General features: G+C 40.7%; 25 protein-coding genes. 16 read left to right on the plus strand and 9 right to left on the minus strand.

The features are described 5' to 3' along the window. Position 1: 1 nt before the first annotated feature. Positions 2-859 carry a hypothetical protein gene (locus tag ACFFRD_RS23535; protein ID WP_392477789.1) on the plus strand — a complete coding sequence of 286 codons (858 nt, stop codon included), beginning with the start codon at positions 2-4 and terminating at the stop codon, positions 857-859. 136 nt (positions 860-995) lie between these two features. Here the strand turns inward: ACFFRD_RS23535 and pnuC are convergent, their stop codons facing one another. Together pnuC and ACFFRD_RS23545 are read right to left on the minus strand one after the other, a co-directional pair. After that, positions 996-1,583, minus strand: a complete 588-nt coding sequence (gene pnuC, locus ACFFRD_RS23540) for a nicotinamide riboside transporter PnuC (protein WP_392477791.1) — start codon at positions 1,581-1,583, stop codon at positions 996-998. A gap of 65 nt (positions 1,584-1,648) precedes the next feature. Further along, complete coding sequence (locus ACFFRD_RS23545; protein WP_392477793.1) at positions 1,649-2,677, minus strand: AAA family ATPase; 1,029 nt, start codon at positions 2,675-2,677, stop codon at positions 1,649-1,651. A 151-nt stretch (positions 2,678-2,828) separates the two neighbouring features. On the opposite strand from ACFFRD_RS23545, the gene ACFFRD_RS23550 reads away from it, so the two are divergent. The 8 genes from ACFFRD_RS23550 to ACFFRD_RS23585 all read left to right on the plus strand — a co-directional run bounded on the left by ACFFRD_RS23550 (position 2,829) and on the right by ACFFRD_RS23585 (position 12,709). Continuing rightward, on the plus strand, positions 2,829-2,990 hold the full coding sequence (locus tag ACFFRD_RS23550) for a hypothetical protein (protein WP_159402582.1): 162 nt from the start codon (positions 2,829-2,831) through the stop codon (positions 2,988-2,990). Between the two features lie 271 nt (positions 2,991-3,261). After that, positions 3,262-4,590, plus strand: a complete 1,329-nt coding sequence (locus tag ACFFRD_RS23555; protein WP_392477795.1) for a hypothetical protein — start codon at positions 3,262-3,264, stop codon at positions 4,588-4,590. Positions 4,591-6,882: 2,292 nt separating this feature from the next. After that, on the plus strand, positions 6,883-7,143 hold the full coding sequence (locus ACFFRD_RS23560; protein WP_392477797.1) for a hypothetical protein: 261 nt from the start codon (positions 6,883-6,885) through the stop codon (positions 7,141-7,143). A gap of 20 nt (positions 7,144-7,163) precedes the next feature. Beyond that, positions 7,164-8,852: a pseudouridine synthase gene (locus tag ACFFRD_RS23565; protein ID WP_392477799.1), complete on the plus strand. Its 1,689-nt coding sequence runs from the start codon at positions 7,164-7,166 to the stop codon at positions 8,850-8,852. A 784-nt stretch (positions 8,853-9,636) separates the two neighbouring features. Further along, complete coding sequence (locus ACFFRD_RS23570; RefSeq protein ID WP_392477801.1) at positions 9,637-10,758, plus strand: LLM class flavin-dependent oxidoreductase; 1,122 nt, start codon at positions 9,637-9,639, stop codon at positions 10,756-10,758. A gap of 261 nt (positions 10,759-11,019) precedes the next feature. Next, on the plus strand, positions 11,020-11,226 hold the full coding sequence (locus ACFFRD_RS23575) for an RRXRR domain-containing protein (RefSeq protein WP_114084839.1): 207 nt from the start codon (positions 11,020-11,022) through the stop codon (positions 11,224-11,226). 63 nt (positions 11,227-11,289) lie between these two features. Next, the gene (locus tag ACFFRD_RS23580; protein ID WP_392477804.1) at positions 11,290-11,961 is read left to right on the plus strand and encodes a hypothetical protein; all 672 of its coding nucleotides are present in this window, start codon (positions 11,290-11,292) and stop codon (positions 11,959-11,961) included. Further along, positions 11,948-12,709 (plus strand): class II aldolase/adducin family protein, encoded by a 762-nt coding sequence (locus ACFFRD_RS23585; protein ID WP_392477806.1) that lies wholly within the window; start codon positions 11,948-11,950, stop codon positions 12,707-12,709. The genes ACFFRD_RS23580 and ACFFRD_RS23585 overlap by 14 nt, the downstream gene beginning before the upstream one ends. A 193-nt stretch (positions 12,710-12,902) precedes the next feature. Here ACFFRD_RS23585 and ACFFRD_RS23590 read toward each other — a convergent pair whose 3' ends face one another. After that, the gene (locus ACFFRD_RS23590; protein ID WP_392483260.1) at positions 12,903-13,184 is read right to left on the minus strand and encodes a hypothetical protein; all 282 of its coding nucleotides are present in this window, start codon (positions 13,182-13,184) and stop codon (positions 12,903-12,905) included. Here ACFFRD_RS23590 and ACFFRD_RS23595 point away from each other — a divergent pair. The 4 genes from ACFFRD_RS23595 to ACFFRD_RS23610 all read left to right on the plus strand — a co-directional run bounded on the left by ACFFRD_RS23595 (position 13,093) and on the right by ACFFRD_RS23610 (position 15,844). Beyond that, the gene (locus tag ACFFRD_RS23595) at positions 13,093-14,064 is read left to right on the plus strand and encodes a sulfonate ABC transporter substrate-binding protein (protein ID WP_392483154.1); all 972 of its coding nucleotides are present in this window, start codon (positions 13,093-13,095) and stop codon (positions 14,062-14,064) included. The genes ACFFRD_RS23590 and ACFFRD_RS23595 overlap by 92 nt on opposite strands. A 106-nt stretch (positions 14,065-14,170) precedes the next feature. Next, positions 14,171-14,992, plus strand: a complete 822-nt coding sequence (locus ACFFRD_RS23600) for an NADPH-dependent oxidoreductase (protein ID WP_392483156.1) — start codon at positions 14,171-14,173, stop codon at positions 14,990-14,992. Positions 14,993-15,415: 423 nt separating this feature from the next. Beyond that, complete coding sequence (locus tag ACFFRD_RS23605; RefSeq protein ID WP_280884917.1) at positions 15,416-15,544, plus strand: hypothetical protein; 129 nt, start codon at positions 15,416-15,418, stop codon at positions 15,542-15,544. Between the two features lie 78 nt (positions 15,545-15,622). Continuing rightward, positions 15,623-15,844, plus strand: a complete 222-nt coding sequence (locus tag ACFFRD_RS23610; RefSeq protein ID WP_179075401.1) for a ferredoxin-thioredoxin reductase variable chain — start codon at positions 15,623-15,625, stop codon at positions 15,842-15,844. A 5-nt stretch (positions 15,845-15,849) separates the two neighbouring features. Here ACFFRD_RS23610 and ACFFRD_RS23615 read toward each other — a convergent pair whose 3' ends face one another. The 6 genes from ACFFRD_RS23615 to ACFFRD_RS23640 all read right to left on the minus strand — a co-directional run bounded on the left by ACFFRD_RS23615 (position 15,850) and on the right by ACFFRD_RS23640 (position 21,568). Then, positions 15,850-16,071 (minus strand): hypothetical protein, encoded by a 222-nt coding sequence (locus tag ACFFRD_RS23615; protein WP_392477809.1) that lies wholly within the window; start codon positions 16,069-16,071, stop codon positions 15,850-15,852. A gap of 127 nt (positions 16,072-16,198) precedes the next feature. Continuing rightward, complete coding sequence (locus tag ACFFRD_RS23620) at positions 16,199-16,990, minus strand: YdcF family protein (protein WP_392477810.1); 792 nt, start codon at positions 16,988-16,990, stop codon at positions 16,199-16,201. A gap of 150 nt (positions 16,991-17,140) precedes the next feature. Continuing rightward, on the minus strand, positions 17,141-17,647 hold the full coding sequence (locus ACFFRD_RS23625) for a hypothetical protein (RefSeq protein ID WP_114084845.1): 507 nt from the start codon (positions 17,645-17,647) through the stop codon (positions 17,141-17,143). Positions 17,648-17,884: 237 nt separating this feature from the next. Continuing rightward, positions 17,885-19,414: an AAA family ATPase gene (locus ACFFRD_RS23630; protein WP_190961242.1), complete on the minus strand. Its 1,530-nt coding sequence runs from the start codon at positions 19,412-19,414 to the stop codon at positions 17,885-17,887. Between the two features lie 100 nt (positions 19,415-19,514). Continuing rightward, positions 19,515-20,120 (minus strand): 50S ribosomal protein L25/general stress protein Ctc, encoded by a 606-nt coding sequence (locus ACFFRD_RS23635; protein WP_179071648.1) that lies wholly within the window; start codon positions 20,118-20,120, stop codon positions 19,515-19,517. 104 nt (positions 20,121-20,224) lie between these two features. After that, the gene (locus tag ACFFRD_RS23640) at positions 20,225-21,568 is read right to left on the minus strand and encodes an adenylosuccinate synthase (protein ID WP_114084848.1); all 1,344 of its coding nucleotides are present in this window, start codon (positions 21,566-21,568) and stop codon (positions 20,225-20,227) included. 458 nt (positions 21,569-22,026) lie between these two features. Between ACFFRD_RS23640 and ACFFRD_RS23645 the strand changes: the two genes are divergently transcribed. The 3 genes from ACFFRD_RS23645 to ACFFRD_RS23655 all read left to right on the plus strand — a co-directional run bounded on the left by ACFFRD_RS23645 (position 22,027) and on the right by ACFFRD_RS23655 (position 25,438). Then, a complete protein-coding gene (locus tag ACFFRD_RS23645) occupies positions 22,027-22,152 on the plus strand; it encodes a hypothetical protein (RefSeq protein ID WP_392477812.1) in 126 nt (41 codons plus the stop codon). A 149-nt stretch (positions 22,153-22,301) separates the two neighbouring features. Beyond that, positions 22,302-24,470 (plus strand): PAS domain S-box protein, encoded by a 2,169-nt coding sequence (locus ACFFRD_RS23650; RefSeq protein ID WP_392477814.1) that lies wholly within the window; start codon positions 22,302-22,304, stop codon positions 24,468-24,470. 98 nt (positions 24,471-24,568) lie between these two features. Continuing rightward, entirely contained in the window at positions 24,569-25,438 is an 870-nt protein-coding gene (locus ACFFRD_RS23655) for a phosphodiester glycosidase family protein (RefSeq protein ID WP_392477816.1), read from the plus strand. The last annotated feature ends 41 nt before the right edge of the window (positions 25,439-25,479 follow it).

The raw sequence follows: 25,479 nt of genomic DNA on the forward strand, positions 1-25,479 counted from the left end.
AATGGAAATATTTATTAACGAAGTATCCCTAGAAGGACAGTTTATGACGGAGGTAGAATTCCGGGATGCTATAAAAATTTTTAACTCTATTTTTGAATTAATCAATCAAAGAATTAAAGATAAAGAACTTTATAAAGAAGATAGTAATATATATGTTAACTATGAAGCAATCAAAGGAGCTAATTTCAATGTTAGTCTTAATCAACTGAAAGATAAATCTTTGAGAACTGCTTTTATTAATATCGTCTTCAATAAGTCAAATCCCAAAATATGGCGTACAGAACAGTTACATTCTTCAGAAGATTTATTTGATTGCTTAACTATTGACAATGATTATAAAAATGTTTGTGATACTTCTGTAGCAGAAGTAGCTGAACGAAAAAATCAAAACAGCAATAAAGAATACCTGTTAGTTAACTTTATTAATTCTAGTTTTCAAATCACTCACCCATATATTATTAACTGTTGTTTAATTACAGTTATTAAAAATAATTTAGAAGACAATCAGATATATATAGATGGTGTTGATAGTAAACAAGCACTAGAATATTGGTTAGAAAATAAATTAAATCTAAGCTCACTAGAATATTCTCTAGATGCTACTAAACCGCCACGTGATGAACAAACGCTTTTACGAGATACGACAAGATTTAGAAAAACATCATTTAGGTATGATGGAAGATTTATGTACTGTGAATTGACTACATCATGGTATTGGTATGTAGACAATTTGCATGAGGGGAAAGCTGCTCATTTAGAAGTTTTTGATAGAAGAGGATTTCATCTTGGAGAAGCTGACTTGCAAGGTAATATTGATACTGCTAAAAAAGATAAAGACAAAACTATTGATTTATCCTAGTAAATGCTTATCCCTTAGCTATTGAATTTAATATCACTGCACAGTTTCCATTGCTGACAACTCTCAGAATCAGAACTCAGTTAGAAAAATCTAAAAATATCGATAAGCTGGAGTTAGATAAGATATGCAGGGGTTTTTAATCCTGTATTTTAGCTGTCTTTAGCCAAGATATTGAACCGTTAATTGCTATGAATAGCAAAATTACATAAAGAAAAGCAATAAATTTAACTTCTTTAACGTAGTACAACCAAATACCAATAACATCAACGATGATCCAGTAATACCAGCTTTCAATCCTTTTTTGCACCATGAGCCACATAGCAGTAAAACTCATGATTGTTGTGAGTGCATCTAAGTAAGGAAAAGAAGCTTTTTCTAGAAATATTGCAGGGAGTAATAGGTGAATTTGACTCATAAAAGCTCCTGTTACAAACGAAATTGCTACTGTGATTGCCGCAATCAAAACAATTTTACGCGGTGGACTATATCGAATCAGCAAAACTTTACCATAATCAGGTGTACTCCATCGCCACCAGCCATATACACTAACAACTAAATAGTAGATTTGTTCTAAAAAATCTGAATACAAACGGATTTGATAGAAAAGTGCCATATATAGCAATACACTTACTATTCCAACAGGCCAAGTCAGAATTTTTCTTTGAGAAATTAGCCACGCCGACCATAAATAAAAGACCGTTCCCAAGAGTTCTATGTAGCTCATGGGATATCCTATCAGATTGAAAGCTATAGTATTTACGCTCCAAAATTCCAGCATATTAATGCACTTTATAAAATAATTTTATTGAAAAACATCTCTCCTAAGTTGGCATACTTCTGGTAACAAGACAATACTTTTTTAACAATACTAATACGTGTATTAAGATCGCCAGACAAGCGAAAAAATGGAATTTTTCTCACAATTAAATCGCTCTCAATTTGTTTTTGAAATATGCTACGGTTTGCTTCTCCAGAGCGATCCCAGGTATCATCGTAGGGTATATCTAGATCACAAAAAAATACTAAATCATAGCGCGATATGGCTTGATGGGCAAGTTCTGCTAACTCTAGGGCAACAGTTTTGTGGTAATACAACGAGAATTGATAGGTTGTCAAGGCATTAGTATCTGTAAATAAGTACTGGTTTGCTTGCAATAATAAGGCTTCTTCACGTTCTAAATGCCCTTTGGCAATCTCCACAAGTTGCAAGAGCGAAAGTCGTCTGTTGATTTGATTTTTTTCCCAATACTCGCGCCCGTACTCCGGCATCCATACAGTGTTGTACTCTTTAGCTAATTGTGATGCAATAGTAGTTTTACCAGTTGAAGGAGCGCCTAGAAAAACAATGTTAGCGATCAGATCGCGGTATACATCAGGATGTAAATACTCCCGCATTGCGTAAGTGTCTTTTCTGACTTGCGTTCCTGAAATTGGAAAAGTTTTGCGATCGCAATCCACAAGTCGATTAACTGCTCCTAGTGCCTGGCTTACGTGTTCACCGTAAAATTCACTACAGTAAAAGTGGGTAATTTTTTTTGATTCCAGTTGTTTCAGGATGTAATCTTCGTGCATTTTCTTAATCTCAGGAGTGTCCCCAACCTCAGTTGGGCCATCCCAAGCTTCAATCACCTGGATTTGAGGATAAATTTTCCGCAGCCAGTTAGCTCGAACGGTTAAAGGAATCGCAGTCACCTCTGGACACTCGTAAATCATCACCAGCACTTCATCCATCTCTGCTAAAGCAGTTTCAATTACCAATTGATGCCCTTTGTGGAGAGGTGCGTATTTGCCTAGCGTGAGTCCACATGTACCAGCCATAATTTTGACCTTCCTTAGCTTTATATTTGAATAACACTAATGTCTATTTAAAAAACTTGGAAACATTGGACTTATAACTTTTGGTTGATGAGCTTGTTAGTTAATTAGATGAAAATTTTGCTGGAATTTAGAAAATATTAAGCAAAAAAATATGTCCAAGATCGCAATTGTTGACTTACAGCCTGACAATCAAGTTGAAGAACGCGAAGTATCTGAGGCAGTTATGACGGTAGTCATTGGAGGAATTCAAGTTAAGCTTCTAGGTAATAATATTCTGGATGCGACATTCAAGGGTTTTACATTGACGGTTTAAATTTGGCAACATATCGCTTGGGGAAGGGGTAAATTCAAACCTTTTCCCCTTAATCCAAAGAGGTTGCCTACACACCAGTAATAATAAATACCTTTTATGATGCGTGACTGCCGCCATGCAATCACATAAAAAGACAAAAGTGCCGGTTCCTTTGTCTTGATTCTCTCTTTGCCAGAGGTATTATTTTTCAGACAAATTTTTTAATATACGGAATGACTCAAGTATGGTTACACTACCGACATAGTAATCACTGTTGGTGGAATACCGAGCGATGTATAAAAATGTTAAAAGATTTACTGCTATTTTTCTGTTGGTCTTTCTGTTGATTGTTTCTATCAACTTTGCAGTAATTGCTCAAAATAGTTCAGATGGCCCTTCTGTAAATTTTGCATCGCCTCAGATATGTTCAGTGCCTCCTGGTCTGAAAACTCAACAAGTCATTGCCGACAATGGTCGTAATCTAGTTAAGATGGGCGATCGCATCCGGGTAAGAGTTGAAGGATTATCAGCAGCCATCAAAAATACAACGGCTAATGCCAGCAATTCATTTGATCCTCGACAATTAGTGTTGTACCTGGATGGTTATGAACTAGAGGATGTTCACGGAGAACCAGTCATCGTCATGGTTCCGGGTAAAGATCAACAAAAAATTGTTGATGATAATTGGTTAGCTTTTCGGCTTGAACGTACCGATTCATCTCAAGCTGCATGGAATACGCTTCTTAGTCAGGCAAATAGATACAGTATTAACGTAATCGCGGGGGTAGGCTGTCCCAGAAAACTGGCGATTCCGGTGAGCAATCCTCTATCACCTCCTCAATTAAAAATAGTTCTGTTATCGTGGCGATTTTGGCTGTGTCTGCTTCTAGTGCTGTCTATTATATTAATATTCATTAGATATTGCCGAAGCACTCTTCGTAGCCCTGGAATAGAAGGGGTTTACTCTAAAAAAGAGGTGATTGGTGGCCAAGAACTGTTGATTCCAGAAAAGGCGGAACTTGAAAAAGAAGATCGAAAAACCCGAATTGCTCAATTTTTTCTTGGTAGAAAAAAACTAAACAAAAACCCGTTCAGTTTATCGATATCTCAACTTGCTTTTTGGACATTTCTCATTTTTGGCTCTTACCTGATTATCTATGGAATAACAGGGGATTATACTAATATTTTGACTCAACAATCACTAATATTATTGGGAATCAATTCTATCACTGCGTTTGGTACTTCCTTAATTGATGGGCAGGGTAATGAGAGAAATAAAAAAGGTAGTCAACGCATTTCTGAAGGTTTTTTCTATGATATATTATCGGATATTAATGGAGTCAACTTTCACCGCTTCCAAACATTTATTTGGACAGTTGCGATTGGGCTTTTCTTTGTTTGGGAGGTCATTAAAAATCTGGCAATGCCGGAATTTGATGAAACACTTTTGACACTACAAGGAATCAGTGCTGCAACATATCTTGGGCTTAGAGGGCAAGAGCAACATGGTATGACAAAAGAGGCAGAATTTACAACTATAGAAGATAACGCATCTGAACAACCGCTTCCACCAACACAAGACAATCCACCAGAGAGTGATTCATCTATTCCTGCTGGTTAACATCACAACCCAAATATCAGCAGTGTAACCTCGGCAATTGCTGGCGCTACAGTCGAACGTACCGAGTCAGACATGTCTACCAGTGCCAAAAATGCAAATTTAAAGTCATGTTGTTTTTCAGGAAAATTATTTGGCTTGTTGTCCGTCTGATGTCGTCTGAACGCTTTCGGATAGGAAAGATTCACCTATTAACAGAGACTCATCGACGCTCAAATTTGTAGACTCAATCACCACAGTATCCGCACTAACTCTATCTCTTTTTTACTTGAGGCGATCGCCTCAAGTAAAATGGAGATCGCCCTATGATAGATTCAATCTCGATTTTATGAGCCATTTTTTGCTCTGCAAATTAATTAACTTAGAAGGTAATGGTTTGAGAAGAACAGGCAGCGACGCTACTAACTTTATAGTTGCATCAGGACAAGAAGCCAATTATAGTTCGATCTTGAATAGTCTATAGTGTAAATCTTATTGTCGCGGAAGTTATAAGAATTTGCACCTTCATTTGTAGTGCTTGAGCCACTTGCTCCAATATTTACACTATCACTAAAGTTCTTAATGTAGACGTTATCAACTCCCCCAAATATAGTATCTAGTTGCACTAGATACAGGGGATTGCAAAATGTTTCTACATCATCTAGGCAAAGGTTAAAAATTACTATTTTAGCCATTAGACTATTTGGTGGTTCAGGATTTTATTGAAAAGTGTTTAACTGTCACTATATGCCCCTTAATCTATCTTTTTAGGCTACGAAGTACACACATCTATACACACGAAGCAAAACATCGCGTGATCCTCCTAAATCTTCCTTTATTAAGGGGGATTTTGACATTTATTACCGCCCTTAAAAAGGGGGTGGGGGATCTAAAACCTTTGGGGCAATTCTAAAAGAATTGTATGTACACCGTAGCTTTTTAAGTGAGAGGAACCGGAATTAAAGTCACCCTTAGCAAGGGGGATTCAGAGGTATCTAAAACTTTTGATACTGAAAAGATAACTGTTCAAACATCCTCTTAAATGCGTTTGCCTTAGTGCCCCATCGAACCTACGTACATTACACCAAAATTATTGTAATTTGACCTTGAATAGTCTATGGTGTTGAACTTACTATCATTAATGCTATAGCCACCTGTACCTACATGTTTAATGTCTCCTGTACCTGTGCTATTTATATTTACGGAGTCACTGTTATTGGATATATAAATGTACGGAGAACCTCCCCATACAGTAGATACTTCTGTAGGACTTAGATTGTCTTGCAATGCCTTTACACTAATATAGTGTAAACTTAAAACTACTATTTTTGGCATGGTTTTATTTCCTTTCAAAATATAAATGCAATTTCATTTTACATGATTAATCAAAATCGGTGTAATCTGATTTTTAAAATCTCTAGGAGTTAAGAAAAAACTATTAATTCGACGACCAATTTAGTTTTTTCTCAAATTTGGGATCTTGTTTACCTTCAAGCAAAGAACTAAAGTACTGATTAGGGAGAACTCACAAGATTTTTAAAACCCTTGCTGGATAAGAATCTTGATGAAAAAATTGGCTAAATTCTAAAACTCGCAAACCTTTACTATGAAAGGATTATTAGCCTTTAGATGCGTTTACACTAGCGGCATGGCTGTAAAGGTTGTCTTTTTCATATTGAAGTTCTCTTGACGTGAAAGCTAGCTAGTAAAGTACTATAACCTATTTTAATTTATTTTTTGTTTAGGCTCTATTAAGACATATTTGACTTTTTTTTGTCTCAAAATATTAGCTTTTTATCTAGTAGTTTTTAATCTACGTTGTCAAACTACCGAGAAATAATTAATACGATATAAGTGATAAATGATTTATATATTCATCGCTAGTGTAATTCTTTCTGTACATCTGTATATAGCACAGTTAAAATGCAGAAAGTCCTTATACAGCATAGTATTTAATGATAAATAGCAAGTCATTATCTTAGACTATATAAGTTTAAATATCTCACTTTTGACAGTTAATTTTAAGACAAAACTAATTTGATTATGTCCTGAAAATTTATACATACAGCTAATTTTTTTATTAAATCTTTATATAAAATATTTTTTCAACATAAAAGCTTCATGCAAGAACTATTGAAAGTATAGTTGATAGTGTAAAAATTGAAGAGTCAAACCAACTCCTCAAAAAACAAGATGTACCGAAACAAGAGGATTTTTGACTCAATTAATGATTGTTGGACTCTGACTGCTGGTAAATAATCAGAGAACAATTTGCAATGTTGAAATCAAAAAAATCTGATTCAAAAAAGTAATACAATGGCTAAAATAGTAATTTCTGACTTACATTCTATTGATGTAGAAATATTTTTGTACGGGCTAGCTCCAGTACAATTAGAGACAATATTCGGTGGTGCTTCTGATATATACATAAGCAATGTTCCTGATAGTGTAATTGATCAATTATCTGATGTAACTAGTAAACTGTCTACATTGATTCCTTCGTTAAATTTGGATAATAACAAGTTCCTTACCGTTGACTTCTCAAAATTAAATATAAATTTTGTCTTTGCTAGTTAAAATTCTCCTATAAACGCTGTATGGTAGTTCTGCACGCACTTTCAGATTTCATCGACTGCGATTTTGCTGTCAGCGATTTATCTCCGAGTTATTGGTACGAAGGGCATTGTCTTGAAAGTGGCGTAGGCGTAGCCAGTCGTAGACATCGCTTAAGATTACCCCGCACCTCAATGTCCGAAGCGATCGCTCACGGACTCATGCAACAACTTGCAAAGAATGACTGTTATTCTCGTGAAGGTAAGATGTATGGAGTACTGTTGGTTGAACTTCCTAATGGCGAACAACGGGTGCTGAAAGCCTTTTCCGGTCTTTTGAATGGTTGCAGTTTGGTTACAGGTTGGGTTCCACCAATTCCAGGACGAGACGAAGTTGCTTTAGAGGAAGCCCGCACTTTAGCTGAGTTGGATAAGATTAAACAGGAAATTCTTTGTTTGAAGCAACTAACCGAACGTCAGCAGTATGAAACCCTATCTGATGAATTTGAGCGACAGTTGCAAGAAATGAGCGATCGCCATCGTCATTGCAAACACCAACGACAGGAAAAACGTCAACAAATCTGCAATACACTCCCTCCAGAAGCACTTGCGATCGCCATTGAACAACTCGATGAAGAAAGTCGTCAGCAGGGAATTGAGCGACGACAACTTAAACGCCAGCAAAATGAAGTATTACAGCCTCTCCAGCGTTTCATAGCAGCAACGGATGCGCGAATTAGCGAACTGAAACAACAGCGTAAAGCCCTATCCCGTGAATTACAAGCTCAGATGCAGGCTACCTATAGCCTGACTAATTTTTCCGGGCGATCGCTATCATTACAGCAATTGATGCCGGGAGGTTCGCCCACTGGCACAGGTGATTGTTGCGCCCCAAAGTTACTGCATTATGCGGCAACACATAATTTAAAGCCACTAGCAATGGCAGAGTTTTGGTGGGGTGCATCTTCAGTAAATCAAGATAAAATTCCGGGAGAATTTTATGGCGCGTGTATTGAACGATGTCAGCCATTGATGGGGTTTTTGCTCTCAGGGTTAAGACCTAACCCCCCAGCCCCCTTCCCTACGAGGGAAGGGGGAGAGGTTACTTTACCCGTTATTTATGAAGACGAATGGTTAATTGCTGTAAACAAACCTGCTGGATTACTTTCGGTACCTGGCCGTTATCGCGATCGCCAAGATAGTGTTTTGAGTCGCTTACGTCATCTGTTACCAGATGGTATGGCGCTTGCATCTGTGCATCGCCTAGATCAGGAAACTTCTGGGATTTTGTTATTAGCACGCGATCGCCAAACCCATCGGCAACTCAGCCAGCAGTTTCAGCAACGTCAGGTTCACAAGGTTTATGAAGCCATACTTTCAGGTGTTGTGGTAGCTGAACAAGGTGTAATTGACTTGCCATTGTGGGGAGATCCTGAAAATCGCCCTTATCAAAAAGTTGATTGGCAAAACGGTAAACCCAGCTTGACAAACTTCCAGGTAATATCGAGAGAACAAGATTACACCCGCGTAGAATTTACACCGCTAACAGGACGCACCCATCAATTGAGGGTTCATGCGGCTGATGTGCGAGGACTTGGGATTGCTATTTTAGGCGATCGCCTTTATGGATGCGATGCAGTTACCAGTCGCTTACATCTACACGCTAGAGAACTTCATTTTGAGCATCCACAGTTAAAAAAAACCTTGTATTTAAAAGCAATTACGCCCTTTTGACGGAACTCTCAAGAATCAAAGTATAGCTTTGTCTGCCCTAACAGTAGCCCTTTCAAGGTGACTCGTAAAATCTCTTATCTTTTCTCAGCGCTCTCAGCGCCTCTGTGGTTAAAAAAATACTTTTAAACCGCAGAGGCGCAGAGGACACAGAGTATAGAGCTTAAAGAGGAATTTATTGACCAAAATTTTTACTCACTTTGAAAGGGCTAGCCCATTGCTTTTTTAATTTGTATGTGATAATTTTTGCTTGTAGTTGATTCAACGGTTATCCGACCGATTTGCCGTACTTGCAGAAGTCAATATCACAGCTAAAAAACTGCACAATAAACCTATCCAACGAATTATTGTGAGATTACTTCACAAGATTGCCTGATCTATCCTTGAAAATCCCTAGTGAGTGGTAAGAACGAGAGTGCTGGAGTTTACTTTTAGACTCTCATTCTTATCTTTTCTTTAATCAAAGGAGTAAAAAAAAGTTGTTGGCCCAGTTCAAAAAGTTATTATTTTTATTGCCACAACACTCAATCAAATACCTTCATAGCTTATTAATTAGCGCTATCCGGATCAATGCATAGCGATTCCTCTATGAGTAAACCTGCCCTATTTGTATGTAAAAATTTTGCTGTTAATCTAGCTGGTGCAGGCAAGGATCTGTTATTAAAAGTATTGGAAAAAAGAATATTCCGAAACAGAAATTTCACTATGTCTTCTTACCTCCAACTATTTAAGTAGAAAAGATAAATGGAGAACAATTCCCAATTCCCAATGTAAAAAGAGATGCACCATGCCAATTGAATTTATTGGAATGATTGGAACGCGACAAATATCTGAGTTAGATGGGCCAAGAGTTGCAATCACGGGCGGTTCTATAGATGCTGCTTATGTTCGCAAATTTGCTCAAGCACATGAAAATGGTGGCTTTGATCGCGTGCTGGTTGGTTATGGTTCAACTGGCCCCGATGGCTTAACTGTGGCATCGTTTGCGGCGGCTGCAACAGAACGGTTGAAGTTTTTAATCGCTCATCGCCCTGGTTTCGTGGCTCCTACGCTTTTTGCACGCAAGACAGTAACTTTGGATCATTTTACTAATGGTCGCATCGCCGTACACATTATTACAGGTGGTAGCGATGCTGAACAACAACGTGATGGTGATTGGCTTGATCACGATACTCGCTATCGGCGGACAGATGAATATCTTGACATTGTGCGCCGAGTGTGGGTTAGTGATACTCCCTTCGACTATGAGGGCGAATTCTATCGGGTGAAAGATGCTTATTCAGATGTGAAGCCTCTGCAACAACCACACATACCTGTGTACTTTGGGGGTGCTTCTGGTGCAGCAGTACCTGTGGGTGCAAAGCACAGTGATGTGTACGCTATGTGGGGAGAACCCATTGCAGCAATTAAAGAACGGATACGTGAAGTGAAAGCTGTAACACCACCGGGGCGATCGCCCCGGTTCAGTGTATCTTTGCGGCCGATTCTAGGTGATACTGAAGCAAAAGCTTGGGAACGGGCACATTCAATTCTGTCGCGTGTTAAAGAAATTCGAGCGGCAAAAACAGACAATCAACCGCCGATAGCTCCCAGCTTGAATTCAGCACGTCACGAAGCAGTGGGTTCTAGTCGTTTATTACAGTTTGCCCAAGAAAGCGAAATTTTTGATAAGCGCTTGTGGACTCCAATAGCTGCCGCTACTGGTGCTTATGGTAATACTACCGCCCTCGTTGGTACGCCGGAGCAAGTAGCAGAGTCCCTTGTGGATTACTATGATGCTGGAGTAACGACTCTATTGATTCGGGGATTTGATCCATTAGAAGATGCGATCGCTTACGGTCGTGATGTGATTCCCCTAGTCCGGGCAGAAGTGCAACGGCGGGAGCGACAAGCAGCTGTCATTGCTTAGTACAGCTTTGCATAACAATCTTAGTGTTTGAAAATCCAAGTTACACACAGTCTTTTCAAGTAATTTAACTACCCACTATTCAGCACTCAAATACCTGAAAGCTGCTGTAAATAATTTGATTATGTGAATTCTAGTAATAAATTTACCATAGCCGTTGGTTTCGACTTCGCTCAACCAACTGAGCGGTCGAGAGTTGAGCGAAGTCGAAACTCGTCAACATAGGTATTTTTTTCATCAGAAATCACCTTATTTCAAAATTGCATGACTAAAGTATTCATTCTCAATGCCAACCAAGAACCATTGTATCCAGTACGCATAAGCCATGCTAGGCTGCTATTGTCACAAGGTAAAGCTACCGTATTCCAGCGATATCCCTTTACTATCATTCTGAAGGAGTCTTTATCTAATTTAAAACTGGAGCAACTTGGCTTCAAAATTCACCCTAGTATTAAAATTACTCGTAATTGAATTCTTAACTACGAATTACGAATTAGTTAATCTTAGTCGCCTCCCTAAGTGAGGAGTTTATAGATGACGAACCACACTATCTTAGAACCATTGCCAGAAGACCAATGGTTTATTGAGAGTCAGGAACTACGATCCTTTGTAGCAACAGTGTTAGAAATTAGCGCTATCACTGCTGGCGATCGCACACAAACTCTCGCTAGATTAGAACCCTATTTTCAAAAACTGCTTGCCCAACAGGAATGGCTATCTGAAAAGTTTGCCCAAATTAATCCTGAAAGCAAGATGGGTGGTGGTATAGGTCAGTGGCTACTTTATCGCGCCAAAGATCGTTCTTTGTCAGTCTTCAGTTTGGTGATTCCCCCAGGGTCTACGACTCCCGTCCACGATCATTTAGCCTGGGGATTGATTGGTTTATACAAAGGCAATCAAGAAGAAACAGTCTACCGCCGTGTAGATAACGGCGATACTGAAGGACACGCACAATTACAAATAACTGAAGTGCGATCGCTTCAACCAGGCGATATCTACCGCCTTCTCCCCCCAGACGGTGATATCCACGCCGTCAAAACTACATCCCAGAGCGCATCTGTATCTATTCATATTTTGGGTAATGATACTGGTTGTATCTTGCGTCACCAGTTCATCCCAGAATCTCATAGCGTCAAATCCTTTCGCTCTGGATATTCCAACGCTCCCTGCAAAGAGGAAGAGGAAAAAGAACATGTCCAGGTATAGTAGACCACAAATCCCTGTATTCGAGCGAGTTGAAGACGAACGCCTGCACCGCAAGCAACGCCTAGCCGCAGCCTTTCGCCTATTTGGTAAATTTGGTTTCAGCGAAGGAATTGCAGGCCATATTACGGCTCGCGATCCTGAATTTACAGATCATTTCTGGGTTAATCCACTAGGAACATACTTCGGTCATATCCGAGTTTCTGACCTGATATTAGTTAACAGAGAAGGTGAGGTGGTTAAAGGCGATGCTGAAGTGAATCGAGCTGCTTTCGCCATCCATTCTCAGATTCATGAAGCTCGACCTGATGTCATCGCGGCGGCTCACGCTCATTCACTTTATGGTAAAGCCTGGTCTAGTTTAGGTCGTCTCCTTGACCCTTTGACACAAGATTCATGTGCTTTTTACGAAGATCATGCCCTGTTTGACGATTTCACCGGTGTGGTTTTAGAAACTTCTGAAGGTCAACGACTGGCGCAAGCCTTGGGGCCAAAGAAAGCCATAATTCTCCGTAACCACAGTATTTTAACTGTGGGACAGACGGTAGATGAAGCAGCCTTTTGGTACATTAGTTTAGAGCGATCGTGCCAAGCCCAACTGCTGGCAGAAGCTGCGGGTAGACCCACTATTATCAAACACGAAACAGCCCGTTTGACACAAACTCAAGTGGGGTCACGTATAAGTGGTTGGTTCAGTTTCCAGCCCCTTTACGACAGAATTGTACGTGAAGAACCTGATTTGCTGAATTAGTAATATATTTTTTGATACTAGGATAATAAGTAAGGAAGTATTAGTTTTTCCACTTTCCATTCTTTTTATTAAAGGCAACAGGCAACAGGGCAGGTGTTGGACGGGAATTTAAAACATCGTCCAACACAATTCCTGTTCCCTCGACCAAAGGTTGGTCAAATTTACCTGAATTTATTTATATACTCCGGTAAACCTATAAGTTTATAGTATTCATATAGCTCAGAGAAATCATTTTGATGATTAACCTAATCTTTCGCCGTTTCATTGCCAAGTGGATATCGTGGGTAAAAATCAGGAATATCCCATTTAACAACCAGCACAAATTATTCTTTTCTTCTCCTTTGCCAATTACGGGGGCTTTTGTTACAGGGCTGTGTCTGAGCGTGCTATTTGCTGCCTGTTCATCGCCATCGACTGTTAGTTCTTCTAATCCTAGTGCGACATCTGTTAGTAATTCTGCTTCCAGTAAAGCCACAGTATTAAGATTTGGCTATCAAAAATCGAATATATTGCTGAGAAACAAAGGTGTCTTAGAAAAGCGTTTGTCACCAGATGGAATATCTGTAGAATGGATCGAATTTCCGGCGGGGCCACAATTGCTAGAAGCCATGAATGTGGGTAGTATTGACTTCGGACACGTAGGAGAATCACCACCAATATTTGCCCAAGCAGCAGGAGCATCATTAACTTACGTCGCTGGTATTGCTTCTAGTCCTGCTGGTTCAGCAATTCTTGTTCCCCAGAATTCCTCAATTCAAAAACTTACTGAATTGAAAGGTAAAAAAGTTGCTTTTCAAAAGGGTTCTAGTGCCCACTTATTGTTAGTCCAAGCTTTAGAAAAAGCAGGATTAAAATATACAGACATTGAGCCTAAATATTTGCCGCCTGCTGATGCCCGCGCTGCATTTGTCAAGGGTAGTGTAGATGCGTGGGTAATTTGGGACCCTTTCTATGCAGCCGCTCAAGAGGCAACTAAAGCCAGAGTTCTGATTGATGGGACAGGAATTAATAAACAGGGAGGATATTATTTGGGAACCCGTAAATTTGTCACTGAAAATCCCCAAACTGTCAAGGCAGTTTTAGAAGAAATTCAAAGCCTAGAAGAATGGTCTAAACAGCATCGAGAAGAGGTAGCACAAACTCTATCATCTGTGCTAGCAATTGACATAGCAACAATGAGAAAAGCTACTAATAGGCGAACTTTTGGAATTGTGCCAATTGATGATAATCTGATAGCTTTACAACAAAAGGTTGCAGATACATATTATCAGTTGAAGCTGATTCCTAAACAGGTTAATGTCAAAGATGGAGTGCTAACGCAAGAGCAATATGCTGCATTCTCACCAAAGATTTAGACCAGAATCATAAATTGGCTGTAGAGGCATAGCCATGTCTAGATGTATGCCTCTACAAATGGAATTGGTGTTAGTAATAAAATATCGGGAAATTTGGGAGTTGATTATGACTAATCCTATAGAACTACTGCGATCGCGCTACGGTGAAATTCCCTTCAATCCCGAAATTGAATGGAATGATTCTCTGACGGCACTATTATCTCATCGTTCCATCCGGTCTTATCTATCCGATCCTCTACCAGCAGGAACTCTGGAGTTGTTAATTGCAGCCGCCCAATCTGCATCTACTTCCTCTAATTTACAAACCTGGAGTGTGGTAGCAGTTGAAGATCCAGAACGTAAAGAAGAGTTATCTAAATTAGCGGGGAACCAAGCACATATTAAGCAGGTTCCTTTATTCTTGGTTTGGTTAGCAGACTTGGCGCGTCTAAGTTACGTTGCTGACAGTCGCGGTATATCTCATGATGCGCTGGAATACTTGGAAATGTTTGTGATGGCAACAATCGATGCAACTTTGGCGGCGCAGAATGCAGCAGTTGCAGCTGAGTCACTCGGTTTAGGAACAGTGTATATCGGCGGAATCAGGAACCGCCCGCAAGAGGTAGCAGAGATATTGAATTTGCCCTCCTCTGTTTATGCTGTATTTGGGCTGTGTGTAGGCTATCCAAATCCTGAAGTAGAAGCAGCGATTAAGCCAAGATTGCCACAATCAGCCGTGTTGCACCGTGAAACTTATAAATTGTCAGAGCAAGAAGAAGCGATCGCTCACTACAACGAGATCATCAAAGAATTCTATACTGAACAAAAGATGAATATCCCTGGTGATTGGTCAGAACATTCAGCCCAAAGGATCGCAACTGTTGAGTCATTGAGAGGACGCGATCGCTTGCGGGAAGCTCTCAATCATCTTGGCTTCAAGTTACTCTAGAATAATTAATGAGTACAATCGATACTTGTTTGATTCAGATCGGAGTGTTTCTGAGATTTCTAAGACATTACCCGCTTCAGTAGGACAGATAGCCCACTAGCCCCGCTGCGCCGACAATTTGTAAGACAAATGGGATAATTAGCACTAATTTCAAGGGAATTTTTCGGGATTTTTGGGATTGGTTGGGGCGTTGGCCTAGCCTCTCCTTGGCAGAATCGCTAATCATGTTGTTCCAGGAATTGTGTAAAATATTCTCCTGACCAGATGTTAAAACCCCTTATATAAATGAAGGGTTTTAGAATGCCCCGAAAACTTTCAGTTACCCTGAAAATAAAAGGGTTATATCTCTTGCCAAAGTACTAAGCACATCTGAAGTATTGCTTTATTTTCTTTTGTTTGCCCGTTTTTGGGGCAAAACAGAGGTTGAAGGCAATATTTATTAACGCGGCAAAAAAGTTAGAAAACTATGCACGGATTGCTAAGACGTGCCTGGACGCAGAGGGTTCAATGCGCCGTCGCACCCCTGTGAAGCGTCAAGAAATAGCTGATTAAATAGAATTTTAACCGATTTAATCATATATTTTGTAGCAGATACTTGTGGAAAAGCAAATGCTAGGTGTAAATGTTGTTATGAAAGTTGGCGATCGCGTCCGCGTTAAAGATTCGGTAGTAGTGTATCATCATCCTGAACATCGGAATCAGGCTTTTGACATCAAAGGCACAGAAGGCGAAGTAGTCAATATTGCCACCCAATGGCGAGACAGACCCGTAAGCGCTAATTTGCCGATTGTAGTCCAGTTTAGTAAAAAGTTTAAAGCCCATTTACGTGAAAATGAGTTAGAAGTCATCTAAATCACTTATTGGCGGCGAAACCACTGAAAAATATTCAGTTCGCCGCGCATTCTTTTTAGCTCTTGGCGGTTCTGCTCTGCTGTTGTATAATACCACTCACAATAACGCTGAAACTCTGACCTTGAGTGAACTTCGTGGTAGAACTGGTGAGTTGTTTGGTAAGCAGCAAAAGCTTCCTCAACTTGGGGTTGAGGCGATGGCATAATATAAGGTAAGTTTTTAGACATAAAGTTAATTTAGTTAGTCATTTGTCATTTGTCATTAAGAGTTTGAAGTTAAAACTTTGGAATTCAGACAATTGCCGCATTTTATAATTAATAACTCATAACTCATAATTCCTAACTCATAACATTATTAAAGCCAACCGCGTAAGCGATAAATTAAAGAACCAATATACTCTTTTAAAGCGCTGGTAAATTGGTGCAAGTTGTCGGTATCAGGTAATAAATTTAGTATAGCGGCTTTGGGAGTGCCACCAAGTTCTTGCAGTTCACCCTGACTAACTAAAAAGTCTGTGGGTGCGGGAATAACATTAATTCCTTGACGCTGAAAAATGTTAAGCGATCGCGGCATGTGCATTGCCGAAGTAACTAATAATACTTGCTTGATCCCACGAGATTCTAAAATTTTTCGGACATTTACAGCATTTTGATAAGTATTGAGAGATTCAGGTTCCTGAATAATCGCTTCCGATGGAATACCAATAGATGTAAGTATTGTTGCCATATCTGCCGACTCTGGTGAACCGCCACCACGCCAATCAATGCGGCCCCCGCTAAGAATGATTATAGGCGCTCTTTTTTGGCGATATAGTTGTGCGGCATAAATCACGCGATCGCCCGATTCACTCAAATCGACGGTAGGTCTTGGAGGAAAAGCTGATTTAGTTGCGCCACCCAAAACCACAATCGCTTCTGCAACTGGTATTTGAGTGGATGGGAGATTTTGCCATTCTAGCGATCGCACTAATGATTTAGCAATCCAAGCGTTACTACAAAATAGTAACAAAGTTAGGGCAAAAGCAATTGCGATCGCGGCGGTGCGCGGTCGTTTCCACAAGGTGACTAATGCGACTACCAAACTTACACAGGCCAATCCTAGTGGATAAAAAAATAGTGGCAGTAATTTGGAAAGATATAAAAACATAGTGGGGAATGGGGAATGGGGAGCAGGGGGACAAGGGGACAAGGGGACAAGAGGTGAGAACGAGAACTTGAAACAAGTCTTTCCCCTTGTCCCCAATTCTCCTTGTCCCCAAGTCCTCTTCCAAATTCCCAATGCCCAATTCCCAAATTACTACCTTTCCCAAAACTTGAAATTGATACTACTTCCAGGAGCGCGACGGTAACGGCGGGTGTTTCTTCTTGTTTGCCGTTTGTTGATTCTTTCGTTTGTTGGTTCAACTTCGCCCTCTTCTAATTCTTCAACTTGCAACTGAGTTCTAGTTTCTTCCTTACTTCCCCACCAAGCAGTAATCCAGCCTCCAGCTAAAGCGCCTATTCCACCCAGCAAGATACTCGTGGGTGCTGGATACCCCAAATATACAAAGCCAAGCATGAAAAATAACCAGTATTTTAGTCCTGTATCAACACCATCAGAGGAGGCTACATTTGGTGCTTGGGGGCTATTATCAGTTACATTGGTGATCCAACTGAGGATGAAACCGCCCATGATTCCTAAGAAGATACTTAGGGCTGGTGCGGAGCCGGTCATTATTAATATAAATGTTAAAAATGCCCCAAATAACAACTGAGAAAAGAAGCTGGGAGAAATACTCAAAAAGTCGTTCTTTTTGTCTGCCATATAGTAAAAAAAAGGCTATCAACTAGATACCAATTCGTAGTTCGTAATTTTCGATTCAATTACGAATTACGTTAGCATAGCGCTAGCAAGTCCGCGACCTCTATGAGGAAGCAAGCTAAACATAGCGTCTGTCTACGACACGCTGCGCGAACGTAGAGAGCGTCATTACGAATTACGTTAGCGTTCCGCGTAGCGTCTCGTAGAAAAGCCGGGCGTATGCCCATTACGAATTACGAATTATTTTAATTGTGCCCCTTGTGATTGAGTTGTATCCAAAATCTTTACGTAGACTTGTTCTTCTTCAGTGAAAGGTTCAGCTTGTTTGATTTGTGAGGCTAATAAATCGGCGGTAGCATCAGCAATATCACCAGTGCGATTGTTCAGCCGCTCTTTGAGAACTTCTAGCGGTGCTGTGCATTGGATAATCTGAAGAGGAATTTCGTACTTTGTAGCTTTAGCGATCGCTTCTTGCCGCAAATGCTGTTTATCATACTTGGCATCCAAAATCACTGAAAAACCTTGTTTAGCCAGAATAATGCCCAATTCCAGCAGCCTTGTGTAGGTTTTCTCAGTCATCTCAGGTGTATACAAATCATCGCCACCTTTTTCCCACAGGGAAATTCCGCCTAAATGTTTCCGCACCGCATCAGAACGCAGGTGAATCGCTCCCTGTTGACGAGCTAAATGCCTTGCTGTGGTACTTTTACCAGAACCCGACAACCCCGACATCAAAATTAGCTCTCCAACCTTTGGTTTAGTGTACTCCCAAGCCTGTTTGTAATACTCACTGGCGGTTTTTGTTGCCTCTTCTTTTACCGCCGCAGGCACACCTGGATCATCTAGCAAAAATGATGTCACCTTAGCCCTGACATAAGCCTGACGACTTAAATATAAAGGCAGCACTTGTAAACCTTCCCAGTCCCCAGTTTGTTCTATGTAGGCATTCAAAAACGCATTACCTAAGTCTTTGCGTTGCCGTGCTTCCAAATCCATCACCGTGAACGCCACATCATACATCACATCGACAAAGCGAAACGGCTCGTTAAACTCAATACAATCAAACAGCAAGATTTTGTCGTTCCACAGGGCAATATTTCTCAGGTGTAAATCCCCGTGGCACTCACGAATATAATTGTTGTGAATTCTGCTAGCAAATAATTCTGAACGTTCTGCAAAAAACTTATCTGTATATTGCTTTGTTTCTGTAAATTGTTTCTGAGTCTGGGGGCCACCAATATAATTCTCAGTTTGCTGATAATTCTCATCAAAGGCAGCGCGGACTTTTGGCACTTCACCAAAACTGCGAATGTAATCATTCGTCTGTGCTTCGGCATGATATTGAGCTACTACCCGTCCCAACTCATCTAGGCGTGTCTCATCTAACTTACCCTGTTCAAAAAGCGAACTCAATAGCGACTCTTGAGGAAACTGCCGCATTTTCAGCACGTATTCTACAGCCTCGGCAGTTCCCCCTAACTGGTATTGCTCCCCTACCAAAGTTATAGGCAAAACTTCTAAATATAGTTCACCAGCACCCCTCTGATTTAACCGCAACTCTTCCTGACAAAAATGCTGCCGCTTCTCTAAGGTGGAAAAATCCAAAAAGCCAAAATTCATCGGTTTTTTCAGCTTATAGGCATAATCCCCAGTCAGCAGCACATAAGAAATGTGAGTTTGAATTAGCTGAATTGGTTCTGTTACTGGATGGGGATAAAATCCAGGCTGCAACATTTGCTGAATTAAGACTGGAAGAGTCGCTTCTGTCATCTCTGTCCTCTGCGCTCTCTGCGCCTCTGCGGTTCAAATACAAAAAAACCAGGAGTTTTCCCCCTGGTATCATCAAAAATTATTACACAGTTTACCTAGCTTAAGAAGCTGCTTCAGTTTCAGTTTCAGTCCCAGCATCTTCAGCGCTAATTTGTGGTGGCAAAACGCTCACAACAAGTCGTTCCAATTCAGCTAGAGGTGTTACACCTTCAGGAAAAGGTATATCACTAATACTCAAACTGTCTCCAATTTGCAGGTTAGTGACATCGATTTCAATTACATCTGGGATGTTTTCTGGCGCACAACTTACTTGCAATTCGGTGATTACGGTGTCTAAGACACCACCCTCTTGTTTAACACCAACAGCAGTTCCCACAAAACGCAGGCGCACTTCTACCGTAGTATCGCCGTGACCAGCAACCGCGAAAAAGCTGAGGTGGTAGGGTGTACCTTTTGCTGGATGGATCTGAAGTTCCCGCAATAGAGCTTTGCCGCGCCAGGGTGCATCAGCAATGTTTAATTCAATTAAGGTATTGTTGACTGAAACTCTTTTGAGCAACCGTTCAACAGTTTTAGCCTCAATGGTCAAAGAAATGGACTCTGTACCCTTATGACCATACAAATTGGCAGGTATCAATCCAGAACGGCGCAAAGCTCTTGGCTTGCTGCCTTCTGGACGTTTTAGAGATTCGACTGTAATAGCCATAGAAGTTGTCCTTTGTCAGTTGTCAGTTGTCATTTGTCATTTGTCATTTGTCAGTTGTCAGTTGTCATTTGCTAATGACCAATGACTAATGACCAATGACTAATTTACGCACTTAGCAAGGTAGCAGGTGTGCCGTCAGCCTGCAATAAAGCGCGTTTGGGCCCGTGGATGGGGTCTTCTACGATTATTGTTTGATCGCGGCTTGCTCCTAGTGAGACGATCGCGATCGGGACTTCCATTAATTCAGCGAGGAATTTTAGATAGTCCAGTGCTTGCTGTGGCAAGTCTTCCAGGGTGCGGCATTCGGTTGTTGACACTTTCCACCCTGGTAAGGTTTTGTAGATGGGGCGACATCTAGCAAATTGACGAGAACTGGTGGGGAAGTGTTCGCTACGTTGACCATCGATGTCATAAGCTACACAAACTTGAATTTCCTCTAATTCATCGAGGACATCCAGTTTGGTGAGCGCCATACAATCCATGCCGTTAATCCGCACGGCATAGCGACCAATGACCGCATCAAACCAGCCACAGCGCCGTTTGCGTCCGGTGGTTGTGCCAAATTCTGCACCGCGATCGCACAACAATTCTCCTAACTCTCCATCCAATTCTGTGGGAAATGGCCCCTCTCCCACCCGCGTTGTGTAGGCTTTCGACACGCCAATTACCCGGTCAATCATTGTCGGCCCTACCCCTGTACCAACGCAAGCCCCCCCAGCAACAGGATTAGAAGAGGTGACATAAGGATAAGTTCCATGATCTAAGTCAAGGAGCGTACCTTGTGCGCCTTCAAACAAAATATTGCGCCGTCGCTGAATCGCATCGTATATCTTTAACGATGTATCAATAACGTAAGGGCGCAAACGTTCTGCATACCCTAAATACTGCTCAATAACCTCTTGTGGATCTAGAGGCGGCAAGTTGTAAAGCTTTTCTAAAATGACGTTTTTATAATTAATCGTCCACTCTAACTGCTCACGTAGCTCATCCGGGTTCATCAAGTCTAAAACTCGGATGCCTGTACGTTCAGATTTATCAGCATAAGTCGGCCCAATGCCCCGACCTGTTGTGCCGATCTTATGGCTTCCCCGTCGTTCTTCAGATGCCTGGTCAATCAACCGATGATAAGGCATCGTTACGTGGGCTGTCTCAGATATCAGCAGGTGGTCAGTGGAAATATTTAGTTCTTTTAGTTGGTCGAGTTCTGCAATCAAAATCTGTGGATCGATTACTGTTCCACAGCCGATAATGCAATCGGTATTTGGATACAAAATACCAGAGGGAATCAAGTGTAGTTTAAAGGTCTGACCTTTAACTACAATCGTGTGTCCAGCATTGACACCCCCTTGGTAACGTACCACAACATCTGCGGAACGACTGAGTAAGTCAGTTATTTTACCTTTTCCTTCATCGCCCCATTGGGCACCTATGACAATGACGTTAGCCAAGAGCTTATATTAAGAAGTAAAGTTTCCACAAACTATTATTATTAACATGTTGATTGAATCATGTCAAGCATATTGCAGAATAACTTTAGCTGTTTTCAATGATAGGAATTATGCAAAACTACGCACAGTAGGGGTAATTCATGAATTGCCCCTACGGAAAATCAAGGTTTGGGCTATTTTTGCGTAAGTCTTTACATAGCTAAGGGCAATACCCGGATTTCTCACGCATAGTGTAGGCAGAGGGAGAAGAGGAGTGTGGGGAGTGTGGGGAGTGTGGGGAGTGTGGGGAGTGTGGGGGGTAAGACTTCTTCCCCATCCTCCCACACCCCTTGGATTTCTCACTTGTGAGAAATCCAGAAATACCATGCGGGAAGCCGCTTTGCGCCTAGATGAATTGCTCCCTACCTACGGATTATTGGGGGTTAATTAAAATGTTAAACATAGAATAGAGACTTTGCATGGCAACATCTCTACAAATATTATGGCTAGGCAACTTATCCGATCCAAACTGCATTGGTAACATTACTGCTCAAAATGAATTTATATTAAAAACTAGCGGATTTATTTCTGAGTATTATGTATAAATCATCATCCCAAAAAATCCAGAGATTTACGACTATAACAGATTGTAATTTCTTACCTGTGTTATTAAAATCCTAAAATATTCTCATGTATTTGTTTTTAATGTTTAATTTTAACTGATGGAGGGCATCTGCGGCAGAAAGGGCATCGCATGATCAAAAAATGGTATAGAGTTCAAAAGCTAAAAGCAATATTCGTCTTAGCATTGTCAGTTGTATTTACCAATGCTGTAGTCTCTTATAACAATACTGTTAAGCTGATTCACAACCAGCAATGGGTGATATCCTCTTATAAAGTTATTACCCAAGTTGAAAGTATCCAATCTCTACTCAAAGATACTGAAACTGCACAACGTAATTATCTAATTACAGCAGATGCAGATGATCTAAAAACTTATGTTGCAGTTTATCAACAAACTAATCACAATATTCAGATTCTTAGTAAATTAACTGCCGACAACCATCAAAAACAGCAGTGGATTTCTTTGTTGGAGCCGAAAATTACCAGTAGGCTCAACATTCTGCAACAAGAGATTTATCTCAGACAAAACCAAGGATTTGAAGCAGTTCGGCAGCGAATATTATCTGATAAAGATAACCAAAGCAGCAAAGAAATTCAACAGCTGATTTACGACTCTTTAGAGGTAGAGCAAAAATTATTACAGCAGGGAATGCAGCAGTCGCAAGCAAGTTCCCAAAAGGCGATAGTCACATTTTTTATCGCTGCGATTGTGGATTTGGTGCTGGTGGCGCTGCTGTATGATTTGTTATGGCGTTATATCAGGCAACTTCAGCAGACGGAACTGGCCCTACGCCAAAGCGAAAACCGTTTACGAGCCGTGATAGATGCAGAACCAGAATGTATTAAGTTGATTGCTAGGGATGGCACCCTTTTAGAAATTAATGCCGAAGGATTGGCAATGATGGAAGTAGAAAGTCCTGATGTATTAATTGGTAAACCAATTGATGCCGTAATTGTGCCAGAGTATAGAGCAGCTTTTGCCGACTTGCATAAAAGTATCTGCCAAGGTAACAAGGGGACTTTGGAGTTTGAAATTATCGGATTTAAAGGTACTCGTCGCTACATGGAAACTTATGCTGTACCACTGCGTAACGAATCTGATGGTACATTCATTCATTTGGCACTGATGCGAGATATAACCCAGCAAAAACAGGCAGAACAGAAAATCCGTGAACAAGGATTGCTGCTGGATGTATCAACTGAGGGGATTTTGGTACGAAATATCCACAACCAAATATTGTTTTGGAATCAAGGTGCTGAACGTCTTTACGGCTGGAAGGCTGAGGAAGTTGTGGGTAAAAATGTTTTGCAACTTTTGTATAAAGATATTTCACTACAGCTAGAAGATGCTTACTTGAAGGTGATGAATACAGGTGAGTGGCGCGGTGAGTTGCATCAACTGACAAAGGAAGGTAAAGTAATTATCGTTGAAAGCCGGTGGATACTGATCCGAGATGATCATGGACAAACTAAGTCCATTTTGAGTGTGAACACCGAGATTACGCAGCAAAAACAACTGGAAGCTCAACTTCTGCGATCGCAACGTTTGGAGAGTATAGGTACTTTAGCTGGCGGTATTGTCCACGATCTCAACAATATACTATCCCCAATTTTAATGTCAGTTCAACTGTTGCAGAAGAAATTGCCCGATTCGCAGAGTCAGCAAATACTGCAAACTTTAGAAAATAATGTGAAACGCGGTGCTAATTTGCTCAAGCAAGTATTGTCTTTTGCACGGGGTATTGAAGGCAAACGGACAATTGTGCAAATTCAGCCTTTGATGGCAGAAATTGAGCAAATTATCGCTCAAACATTCCCCAAATCGATTATCTGTCAGGCAGATATCCCTAAAAACCTGTGGTACGTTCGTGGAGACATAACTCAAATACATCAGGTGCTGATAAATTTAGTAGTTAATGCCCGCGATGCTATGCCCAATGGCGGTAGATTGAGGATTGCAGCAGAAAATCTGGTGATTGGTGAACATTCTGCCCGGATCAATATTGATGCTAAAGTGGGTTCTTATGTTGCGATCGTGGTGACAGATACTGGAATGGGGATGTCGTTGGAAGTCCAGCAACGGATTTTTGAACCGTTTTTTACCACCAAAGAGATAGGCAAAGGTACAGGTTTAGGACTTTCAACGGCATTGGGTATCATTAAGAATCACGGTGGTTTTGTCAATGTTTACAGTCAAATAGGTAGAGGAACTCAATTTACAGTGTACTTGCCTGCCTCAACATTTAGAGACACATCTTTGCTATCTCCAGAATTGGAATCAGTTATAAAAGATGGCTAACTGATTCATTATTTAATTCAAGTTAATCACTTATTTTTCAGCTTAAAGTATTTCAACTAAATTAACTTTGTTTGGGTTAACTGCAAGTGAATTTAAATGTGAGAAAAATTAAAATACTGACTTTGGGATTAATTAGCTTGGCAATGGTTTTGTGGTTTAATTTGCATTCCTCAACACCTTCAATATCAACTGTTGCATCTTCACCACCAAAAACTATCCGCTACTTCGAGCGCACTTTGCCTCAAGGCATCGCTCACATTTTGTTGATTCCAGCTAATAGCAAATTTTTGGTAACTCCTGCAATATCACAAAAGGTAGCCACAGTAGAGGAATTTGCCCAAAAGCATCGAGCTGTAGCTATCTTGAACGCAGGCTTTTTTGACCCAGCCAACCAAAAAACTACATCTTATGTTGTCATACAAGGAAAAGTGGTAGCTGACCCCAAGGAAAACGATCGCCTGGTGAACAATCCCAACTTAAAATCTTACCTAGGTCAAATTTTCAATCGCACAGAATTTCGCCGCTACTCATGTGGACAGAATATTCGCTATGATATTGCGCTGCACAGTGCGTCACAGCCAGTCGGTTGTCAGTTAGTCGATGCCATAGGCGCAGGGCCAAGCCTATTACCAGAACTCACTTTAGAAAAAGAAGGTTTTGTAGATAATGCCAATAAACGAGATGCACTTGGCAGCAACCAACCCAACGCCAGAACTGCTGTAGGTATTACTCGTGATGGCAGTGTTGTTTTAGTTATGGTGGCTCAAAAACCCTCGGTTCGTGCTAATGGGATATCCTTACCAGCACTAGCTAATTTTATGAAAACTCTTGGTGCTGATAAAGCGATGAATTTGGATGGAGGGAGTTCGTCTTCGCTTTATTACAAAGGCAAAACCTTCTATGGGAAGGTTGATTTGGAGGGAAATTCTATCAAGCGTCCCGTGAAGTCAGTTTTGCTGGTTCAGTGAGTGGTAAATACCTTTGTAGTAAGGACTTTAGTCCTCAAATA

This window comes from Nostoc sp. C110, assembly GCF_043099725.1.
Lineage (GTDB): Bacteria > Cyanobacteriota > Cyanobacteriia > Cyanobacteriales > Nostocaceae > Nostoc > Nostoc muscorum_A.